Origin of the sequence: Inquilinus sp. (genome assembly GCF_039594555.1) — a bacterium.
Classification (GTDB): Bacteria; Pseudomonadota; Alphaproteobacteria; order DSM-16000; family Inquilinaceae; genus Inquilinus.
In genome coordinates this window covers 25,828-34,922 of sequence record NZ_JBCNNF010000017.1, presented here as the reverse complement: position 1 = coordinate 34,922, position 9,095 = coordinate 25,828, and the positions used below count along the sequence as shown (strand labels likewise).

At 69.8% G+C, this 9,095-nt stretch carries 9 protein-coding genes; 1 reads left to right on the top strand and 8 read right to left on the bottom strand.

Annotated features, from left to right (window positions below; all coding sequences use genetic code 11):
• From ABDW35_RS03380 to ABDW35_RS03350, 7 genes are all read right to left on the bottom strand, one after another.
• A partial coding sequence (locus tag ABDW35_RS03380) for a glycine betaine ABC transporter substrate-binding protein (protein ID WP_343712435.1) occupies positions 1–781 on the bottom strand: 781 nt, incomplete at its 3' end.
• A gap of 26 nt (positions 782–807) precedes the next feature.
• The gene (locus tag ABDW35_RS03375) at positions 808–1,584 is read right to left on the bottom strand and encodes an ABC transporter permease (RefSeq protein WP_343712434.1); all 777 of its coding nucleotides are present in this window, start codon (positions 1,582–1,584) and stop codon (positions 808–810) included.
• Positions 1,581–2,702, bottom strand: coding sequence for an ABC transporter ATP-binding protein (locus tag ABDW35_RS03370; protein ID WP_343712433.1), 1,122 nt, complete (start codon positions 2,700–2,702; stop codon positions 1,581–1,583). Before ABDW35_RS03370 ends, ABDW35_RS03375 begins: the two co-directional genes overlap by 4 nt.
• Positions 2,699–3,361, bottom strand: a complete 663-nt coding sequence (locus ABDW35_RS03365) for an ABC transporter permease (RefSeq protein ID WP_343712432.1) — start codon at positions 3,359–3,361, stop codon at positions 2,699–2,701. Before ABDW35_RS03365 ends, ABDW35_RS03370 begins: the two co-directional genes overlap by 4 nt.
• A gap of 28 nt (positions 3,362–3,389) precedes the next feature.
• Entirely contained in the window at positions 3,390–4,073 is a 684-nt protein-coding gene (locus tag ABDW35_RS03360) for an isochorismatase family protein (protein WP_343712431.1), read from the bottom strand.
• Complete coding sequence (locus tag ABDW35_RS03355) at positions 4,073–5,377, bottom strand: Xaa-Pro peptidase family protein (RefSeq protein ID WP_343712430.1); 1,305 nt, start codon at positions 5,375–5,377, stop codon at positions 4,073–4,075. Before ABDW35_RS03355 ends, ABDW35_RS03360 begins: the two co-directional genes overlap by 1 nt.
• 104 nt (positions 5,378–5,481) lie before the next feature.
• Complete coding sequence (locus ABDW35_RS03350) at positions 5,482–6,462, bottom strand: GlxA family transcriptional regulator (RefSeq protein ID WP_343712429.1); 981 nt, start codon at positions 6,460–6,462, stop codon at positions 5,482–5,484.
• A gap of 97 nt (positions 6,463–6,559) precedes the next feature.
• Between ABDW35_RS03350 and ABDW35_RS03345 the strand changes: the two genes are divergently transcribed.
• Positions 6,560–7,417, top strand: a complete 858-nt coding sequence (locus ABDW35_RS03345; RefSeq protein ID WP_343712428.1) for an alpha/beta hydrolase fold domain-containing protein — start codon at positions 6,560–6,562, stop codon at positions 7,415–7,417.
• A 318-nt stretch (positions 7,418–7,735) separates the two neighbouring features.
• Here ABDW35_RS03345 and adiC read toward each other — a convergent pair whose 3' ends face one another.
• Positions 7,736–9,094, bottom strand: a complete 1,359-nt coding sequence (gene adiC, locus ABDW35_RS03340) for an arginine/agmatine antiporter (protein ID WP_343712427.1) — start codon at positions 9,092–9,094, stop codon at positions 7,736–7,738.
• Position 9,095 lies beyond the last annotated feature (1 nt).

Below are 9,095 nucleotides of genomic sequence, written 5' to 3'. Positions count from 1 at the left end.
TGGCGAGGCTCTCGAGCAGCGGCTTGAGGTCGGGATGGGCGTCCAGCACGTCCTTCCGCACCACCGGGACGAGGGCGTAGTTGGGGAAGAAGCCCTTGTCGTCCTTCAGCAGGATCAGGCCCATCGGGGCGATGCGGCCGTCGGTCCCCGCCACCACCGAGACGTCGACATCGCCGTTGGCCAGGGCCGGGAACACCAGGCCGATCTCCATCGGCCGGACATTGGCGCGGCCGGCCTTGAAGTCGTACGCCTTCTGCAGCCCGAGCAGCCCGTCCTCGCGCTTCGGGAACTCGGCCGTCGTCGCCATCACCGGGTCCTTGCCGTCCTTATAGGCGGCGGCCAGGTCGGACAGCGTCGCCATCCCGTCGGTCTTCGGGTTGTTCTTGCGGATGGCGAGGGCGTAGGTGTTGTTCGCCTTGGACGGCGCCAGCCACACCAGCCCCTTGGCGCCGTCCAGCTCCTTCACGCGGGCGTAGGTCTCCTCCGGCGTCAGCTTGTCGGTGACCTTGTTGAAGGTGACCAGCGAAGTGCCGGTGTATTCCCAGTACAGGTCGACCTCGCCGCTTTCAAGCGCGGCGCGGACGATGTTGGTGCCCATGCCGTCCTTTTTCTCGACCGTGTAGCCCTTGTGCTCCAGCAGCTGCTTCGTCATCTCGGCCAGCAGGAACTGTTCGGTGAAGTCCTTGCCGCCCACGGTCAGCTCGGCCGCGCCGGCTGCGTCGCCGCAGGCCAGCAGCGCGATCGCCGACAGGACCGCCCGCTTCAACGCCGTCTTGATCATCGTCTTGCTCCCTGCTTGTTGTGTCTTCACCGCAGTGGGTTGATCCCGCGCGGCACGAGATGGGTCTGCAGCCGCCCGACCGCGAAATCGGTCAGCACGGCCAGCAGTGCCGTCGGGATCGCACCGGCCAGCATCATCGGCAGGTCGTTCAGGGCGATGCCGGTGAAGATCAGCTCGCCCAGGCCGCCGGCGCCGATCAGGAAGGCCAGCGGCGCGGTGCCGACGCAGATCGACAGGGCGGTCCGGACGCCGCCGAAGATGATGAACAGCGCGTTCGGTAGCTCGACCCGCCAGAACACCTGGGCGGGGGTCATGCCCATGCCCCGCGCCGCCTCGATCAGCGGCGTCGGCACGTTGCGCAGCCCGGCATAGGTGTTGCGGACGATCGGCAGCAGCGTCGCTGCCCACAGGCCGAACACCGACGGCACCGTGCCGATGCCGAGCACCGTCATGCACAGCGCCAGCACCGCCAGCGTCGGGATCGTGGTGCCGAGATTGAACACCTGCAGGATCAGCTCGGCCGAGCGGCGGAAGGCCGGCCGCGACAGCAGGGCACCGGCCGGCACGCCGGTCAGGATGGCCAGCCCGCCGGCCCAGGCCACCAGCTCGATGTGCTGGAGGCCGAGGAAGACGATGTCCTCCTGATAGGACAGGATCTCGGCCGGCATGTCGCTCGCCAGCCCCCACAGCACCGCCGCCGCGGCCAGCAGCAGCCACAGCAGGGCCGCAATGCCGGGGACGGGGAGGGGACGCCCGGGCGACGGCGGTTCCACACGCCCAGTCCAGGCCTTGATATCGCTCATGCCGCGGCTCCCCGGGCGGACAGGCCGCGGATGATGCCGGCATAGGTCAGGGCGCCCTGGATCCGGCCCTCGGCGTCGACGCAGGGCAAAAGCGGCATGTCATGCGCGAACATCAGCGCCACGGCGCTGCGCAGATCGGCGGTCAGCGGGATGGTGGCGCGGATCGGCTCGGCGCAATCGCCGCAGGTGCCGCCGCGCACCGCCCCGGCCCGGCTGCCGGAGACCATGGCGCCGGGCCGGCCGTCGGCATCCAGCACCAGCACGGCCGGGCAGCCGCTGGCCTGCATCAGCTCGCGCGCCCGGCCGACCGGGTCGTCGGGCCGGACCGTGCCGGGCCGGCCCAGCGGCACATCGGCGATGCGCACCAGCCGCAGCCGCTTCAGCGTGCGGTCGGTGCCGAGGAAGGTTTCGATGAACGGCGTCGCCGGGTTGGCCAGCAGCTGGTCGGGCGTCGCGAACTGCTCCAGCCGCCCGGCGCGGAAGATGGCGACCCGGTCGGCCATCTTCACCGCCTCGTCCAGGTCGTGCGAGACGAAGATCACGGTCTTCCGCAGCGCCGTCTGCATGCGCAGGAATTCGTCCTGGATCGCCCCGCGGTTGATCGGGTCGATGGCGCCGAAGGGCTCGTCCATCAGCAGCACCGGCGGATCGGCGGCCAGGGCCCGGATCACGCCGACCCGCTGCTGCTGCCCGCCCGACAGCTCCTTCGGATAGCGGTCCATGAACACCGCCGGCTCCATCGCCACCAGCTCCAGCAGCTCGGCGGCGCGGGCGCGGGATGTCCTGCGGTCCCAGCCCAGCAGGTCGGGCACGACGCAGATGTTCTCGGCCACGGTCTTGTTCGGGAACAGCCCGATCTGCTGGATGACGTAGCCGATCGACCGGCGCAGCCGGATCGGGTCGACCGCGCGGGTGTCCCGGCCGTCGATGAACACGGTGCCGCCGGTCGGCTCGATCAGGCGGTTGATCATCCGCATGGTGGTGGTCTTGCCGCAACCCGACGGGCCCAGCAGGACGCAGATCTCGCCGGCCGGCAGGTCGAAGCTGACTTCGTCGACCGCCACCACCGGGCCGGACGGGGTGTCGAACACCTTGGTCAGGCGGTCCAGCCGGATCATGCCATCGCTCCCCGGGCCAAGCCCTTCGAGGTCAGCCGCCGCTGCGCCAGCGCCAGCAGCAGGTCGACCGCGATCGCCAGCAGCGACACCGCGACCGCGCCGGTGACCAGCTGCCGCGGGTCGGACTGGCTGATGCCGCGGGCGATGAAGGTGCCGAGGCCGCCGGCGCCGATATAGGCGGCGATCGCCGTCACCCCGATATTCATCACCGCGGCGGTGCGGATGCCGGCCATGATCACCGGGATCGCCAGCGGGATCTCGACCTGGCGCAGCCGCTGCACCGCGCTCATGCCCATGCCGATGCCGGCCTCGCGCAGCGCCGGGTCGACATCGACGATGGCGGTGTAGGTGTTGCGGATGATCGGCAGCTGCGAATAGAGGATGATCGCGATCACCGCCGGCACGGTGCCGATGCCGTGGCCCAGCGGCGACAGCAGCGGGATCATCAGCCCGAACAGCGCCACCGACGGCACGGTGATCATCATCGAGGCGAGGTAGAGGACGACGTCCGCGGCCCGCTTCGACTGGGTGATGGCGATGCCGATCGGCACGGCGGTGACAATCGCGATCGACACCGCGACGGCGACGATCGATACATGCTCCAGCGCCCGCGCCGCGATCACGTCCAGGTTGTCATAGGCAAAGCTGAGCGTGTCCATCAGGCCGCGTTCCCGTGATTGCCCCCCGTCAGAGGTCGAGATAGAGCCTCGCCGCGTTGTCGTAGGTGAAGCGCAGCGGCACCGATCCCTGCACCCGCCAGGCTTCGACCGTCTCGCCCGCCATGAGCCGGCAGGCGCCGATGGTATCCACGACGGCGCCGCCATAGAGGCGGTTGGCGAGGTTGAGGATGGCGGTCTGGTGCATCGCGGTACTGCCGCTGCCGCAGGCATCCTTCACCAGCACGACGCGGAAGCCGAGATCGACCGCATCCTTCACGGTCTGGGCGATGCAGGCCTCGGTCCACACCCCGGCCACGAACAGCCATTCGGTGCCCAGCGCCGCCAGCCGGCCGGCCAGCCCGTCTCCGGCGAAGGCGCTGGCGTCCGATTTGACCAGCACGGGCTCGCCATCGGCCGGGCCGACCTCGGCGCAGATCTCCGACATCGGGTCGTTGGCGTCGCTGAAGGCCGAGGTGCCGTCGGCCATCACCGGATGGAACGGCCTCGCCCGCTGCGCCGCCAGGTCGACGACATAGGCGGAGTGCAGCACCGGGATGCGGGCCGCCCGCGCCGCCCGCTGCAGCCGCTGGACGTTGCCGATCACCGCGTCGAAGCCCTCGACCAGATAGCGGCGGTCCTGGCGGTGCTCCTCCTGCAGGTCGACGAACAGCGCCGCCGCCCGGCCGGGCTCGATGGTCAGGGCCGTCCGCATCACAGCTCCCCGTCCAGGAACTCGTCCTCATAGGGGAAGCGCGACAGCACCTCCGTGCCGGTCTCGGTGATCAGGATCTCGTCCTCGAGCTTGACGCCCTCGCGGCCGCCCTTCTCGCCGACATAGCTCTCGACGCTCACCACCATGCCGGGCAGCAGGTGGCCCTCCCGGCCATAGGTCGCGTAGTCCATGGCATGGGCGATGAACGGCGTTTCGCCATGCATGCCGACGCCGTGCATGACCGAGGTGTAGCGCTGCTCGACGAAGCGGTCGGGGATTTTCCAGGCCTTCTCCGCCACCTCGCGGAAGGCCATGCCCGGCCGGACGATGCCGATATTGTGCCGGATCTGATCATGCGCCATCCGGTACAGCATCTTCTGGTAGCCGGTCGGCCGGCCCGGCCCGCAGCGGAAGGTGCGCGAGAAGTCGGAGTAGTAGCCGTAGCAGCCGATCGTGTCGGTATCGAGCGCCACCAGCTCGCCCGGCCGGACCTTGCGGCCGCCGGCCTCGCTGAACCAGGGATTGGTGCGCTGGCCGGAGGTCAGCAGCCGGGTCTCGATGAACTCGCCGCCCTGGCGGATCACCTCGTGATACATGATGGCGAACAGCTCGTTCTCGGAGATGCCGGGCCGGATCGCCTCGCGCACCGCGGCCACCGCCGCCTCCGCCCCGGCCATCGAGGCCTGCAGGCACTTGATCTCCTCCGGCGTCTTCACCGCGCGCACGGCCAGGATCTCGCCCTGGCAGTCGGTGACGGTGCAGCCGCGCTTCTCCAGCGCCAGCGCGTGCAGGTGGTTGCAGCGGTCCAGGCCGATCTTCATCGATCCGCCGCCATGGGCGCGCAGCAGCTCGGCGATCTCGTCGGCGAAGGCGCCGGCGCTCTCGCCGTCGCGGTTCGACACCGACGACCAGACCAGCTTGGACGGCCGCGCCTCATCGACCGTGTCGAGCACGGTCGAGACATGGTAGCTCTGCGGATACTCGAACAGCACGGTCGGTCCTGCGGCGGGCACGAAGAAGTAGCGGGTGGAGTTGCGCAGGAAGTAGCCGAACATGTTGCGCGACCCGGTGGCGTAGCGCTGGTTGTACGGGTCGAACAGCACCACCCCGCCATAGCCGGCCTCGGTCATCCAGCGGCGCAGCCGGGCCAGGCGGCCCTGGCGCAGCGCATGGACGTCGACGAAGGACGGCTCGGTGTCGGACAGCCACATGCCGACGGCGGCGTCCGCGGTGGCCGGATGGCGCATCCGTTCGGCGAAATCGACGTCCCCGACGCTGTCGGGGTTGAACACCACGATGCTCATGCGCGTCTCCCTGTTCGGCCCAGGATGCGACGCCTGGCGGACGCGGTTCGTGCGAAAATCCGCAAAGAGTATGTGAGATTCCGCAATGACGACGTCGGGAATGCCTAGGGCCGGCGAGCGGCGCGGGGAGAGATGCCCTCCTGCTCGCGGAACGCCCGGGCGAAGCTCGACATGTCGGAGAAGCCGCAGGCCAGGGCGACGTCGCGCACCGGCAGGGTGGAATGGGCCAGCAGGTCCGCCGCGCGCCGCAGCCGCAGCCGGCGGTAGTAGGCGCCGGGGGAGGTGCCGGCGGCGGCGCGGAAGGCGCGCTCCAGCCGGTCGGCGGAGACACCGAGGCGGTGGGCCAGCCCGGTCATGCGCAGCCGGTCCTCCACCGCCTCCTCCATGATCGCGATCGCCGACAGCACCAGCTCGTCCCGGATGCCGGTGCGCAGCCGCAGCGGCATCAGCTTGCGGTCGACGCTGGACCGCAGCGGGCTGTGCACGAACCATTCGGCGACGCCGGCCGCCAGCTCGGCCCCGCAATCGGCGCCGATGATGTCCAGCATCATGTCCAGGCTGCCGACCCCGCCGGCGGAGGTGAAGCGCTTGCGGTCGATGACGTAGAGGTCACGGCGCAGCTCGATCTCGGGGAAAGCCTCGGCGAAGGCCGGCTGGCTGGTCCAGTGCAGGGTGCAGGCATGACCGTCCAGGAGGCCGGCTCGGGCCAGGAAGAAGGCGGCATCGGCCACCGCGCCGATCCAGGCCCCGGACCGCAGGTTGCGGCGGATCCAGGCCACTGCATGCTCGGCCACCACGTGGTCGGCATCGCCACCGGAGCACGCCACGATGCGGTCGACCAGCGGTGCCTCGCGCGCGCCCAGCACCGGCTCGATGGCGAAGCCGTTCGACGCCCGGACCTTGCCGCCGGACAGGCCGACGGCGATCCAGCGGTAGCAGTCCCGCCGGGCCAGGATGTTGGCGGCGCGCAGCGGCTCGATCACCGAGCTGAAGGCCATGGTCGGGAAGCCGGGGAAGACCAGGACCGCGAAGGTGATCGGCGGTCCTGGCTGCGCGCGCCCCCGCGGGGCCGATGCCTGAATCACGTTGCGTCCGTGGTGCCGGTCGTTGCATCCCTGTCGGACCGCGGAGTGTTCCGCCCGGCGGCGCCGCGGTCAACGTCCCCCATCCGGATGGTGTCGCATGAGCGTGTCATGGGCCACATCGAGTCCCGCGGAGCTGCGGGCGCACCACGCCCGGGATGCTGAGGAACGGGCCGGCCCGCTGCCGGACGATGTGCACGAGACCGCGGTTGCGGAGGCCGGCGCCTTCCGCGGCGGCCTGCTGTTCACGCCGCCGGATCCCGCGCCGGACATCTCGATAGTCTATTTCCATGGCGGCGGCTTCGTGGCCGGAAGCCCGGCGACCCATCGCTGTGTCACCGCGTGGCTGGCGAAGCTGACCGGACTCCGCGTGCTGTCGGCGCGCTACCGCCTGGCGCCGGAGCACCCGTTCCCGGCCCAGCGCGACGACGCGGCCGCGGCCTGCGCCGCCGCCGCGGAGATGACCGGAAACAAGGCGCGGCTTGTCCTCGCCGGCGACAGCGCCGGCGCCAGCGTCGCGCTCTGGGGCTTGCGCGCGCTCGTCCCGGACATGCGTGCGCGTGTGGCCGGGCTGGCCTTGCTGTATGGCGGATATGGCGGCACGACGGGGGAAAGCGTCGCCCGCCACGGCACGCCCGAGAACGGCCTTGATGCCGAGACGCTGTCGATCATGTACCGGCGCCTCGGCGCGGCGGCGAAAGACGGCGGGATCTGGCCCTTGGATTTTGCCAGCGAGATCGTGGAGCCCGCCTATGTTCTCGCCGCGGAGCTGGATGCGGTGTTCGACGATTCAGCCCGGCTGTTCCGGGAACTGGGCCCGATGGCCCGGGACAGCCGGTTCGTCGTGGCTGCCGGCCAGGATCACGGGTTTCTCAAGGGGGCGGGCCGGGATCCCATCGCGCTGCGGGAGCTGCAGGCTCTGACCGAGTGGCTGAGGACGCATATCCCTCTGCCCTGATCGTTCAGCTCAAATGGGTCAGGGGGCAGATGGACTTGGCAATACGGACCCAACCCACCAGCCTCCCGTCGGGGATGTTGCTCTCGGCTCGCCGCGGACGGCCTGAGCAACCGTTCGATCTCCGGCCGGCTCCGGCTGGAGGAGCATTGCATCGGCCGCTGGCGCCGGCGCTTTCTCCGGCAACGGGTCTGGGGCCTGTTCGATCTCTCAAGGTCCGGGCGTCCGGTAACGCGGGCGCCGGGTCCCTGGCCGGGCTAAATGTTTGATCGTGGTCTTGTCCTTTGCCCGCAGGCCAGCTCGTTGCCCCCGCGGTGCGGTTCAGGCCTGCGGCGCGGCGCGGGTGTCCGGTGCCGAGGCTTCGATCGGAAGGCCGCCGAGCTGCCGGCGGCGCTCGCTGAAGAACGGATAGAACGGGGTGATGAACAGCACGAAGATGAAGGAATACTGCACGATCGAGGGCGTCGAGCCGAGGATGGCCCACAGGCAGTAGAGGACGGTGATGCTGGTCATCGCCCAATAGATGCCGATGTGGTGCAGCTTTCCATCCTCCTCGACCGCGAAGTAGCAGGCCACGCAGGAATAGATGTAGGGCAGCAGCGTCAGCGTCACCGCGACCTCGACGATGACGTCGAACTGGGCCGAGGCGCTGGGGGATGAGGCGGTGACCAGCACCATCAGCGACATCAGCAGGGCGACGATGACCAAGCCCGAGACCGGCACGTCCTTGGCGTTGGCCCGGCCGAAGATCGCCGGGAACAGCCGGTCGTCGGCGGCGGCCTTCGCGCTCTGCGCCGTCAGCAGGATCCAGCCGCCGAGCGAGCCCGCGGCGCCAATCGCGGCGCAGAGGCTGACGACGGCGCCCCCGGTCTCGCCGATCGCGACCTTCGCCGCCAGGGCGAAGGGCGCGTCGGAGGTCTGCAGCTCTCCGTTCGGCACCATGCCCATGATCGCGGCCGAGCTGAGGAGATAGGCCACGGCGGCCAGCGCCACGCCGGCCAGCGTGGCGATGGCGACATTCTTCTGCGGGTCGCGCACCACGCCGGCGGTGACCGAGGCGGATTCGACGCCGATGAAGGCCCAGAGGGTGATCGAGGCGGCGGCCGAGATAGCCGAGAAGTCGTCCTTGCCCGAGACGTTGTACGCGCCGTGGAACACCGAGCCGCTGAAGAAGAACCAGCCGAAGACGGCGACGCCGAGGATCGGGACCAGCGCGAAGGAGGTGGTGTAGGCCTGGATCCGGGTGACGATGTCCGGCCCCAGCACGTTGGCGAAGGTGAACAGCCAGATGATCGCGAGCACCACGATGGTGCGGAGCAGCGGATCCGACAGCGCCGGCACGAAGTAGCTGAAATAGCCGACCGCCGCGACCGGCAGCGCGACATTGCCGATCCAGTTGGCGAACCAGTAGATGGCGTTGGTCTGGAAGCCCATATAGGGGCCCATATAATCACGGGCATAGGCGTACGGGCCGCCTGCCTTCGGCGCCAGCCGGCCGAGCTTGGCGAAGACGAAGGCCAGCAGCAGGGCGCCCACGATCGTCACCACCCAGCCCAGCAGCGAGATGGTGCCGACCTTGGCCAAGCTGGTCGGCAGCAGGAACACCCCCGATCCCATCATGTTGCCCGCAACCAGCATGGTCGCCGGGAAGACGCCGATCTTGCCGTTGTCCGAAGCCATG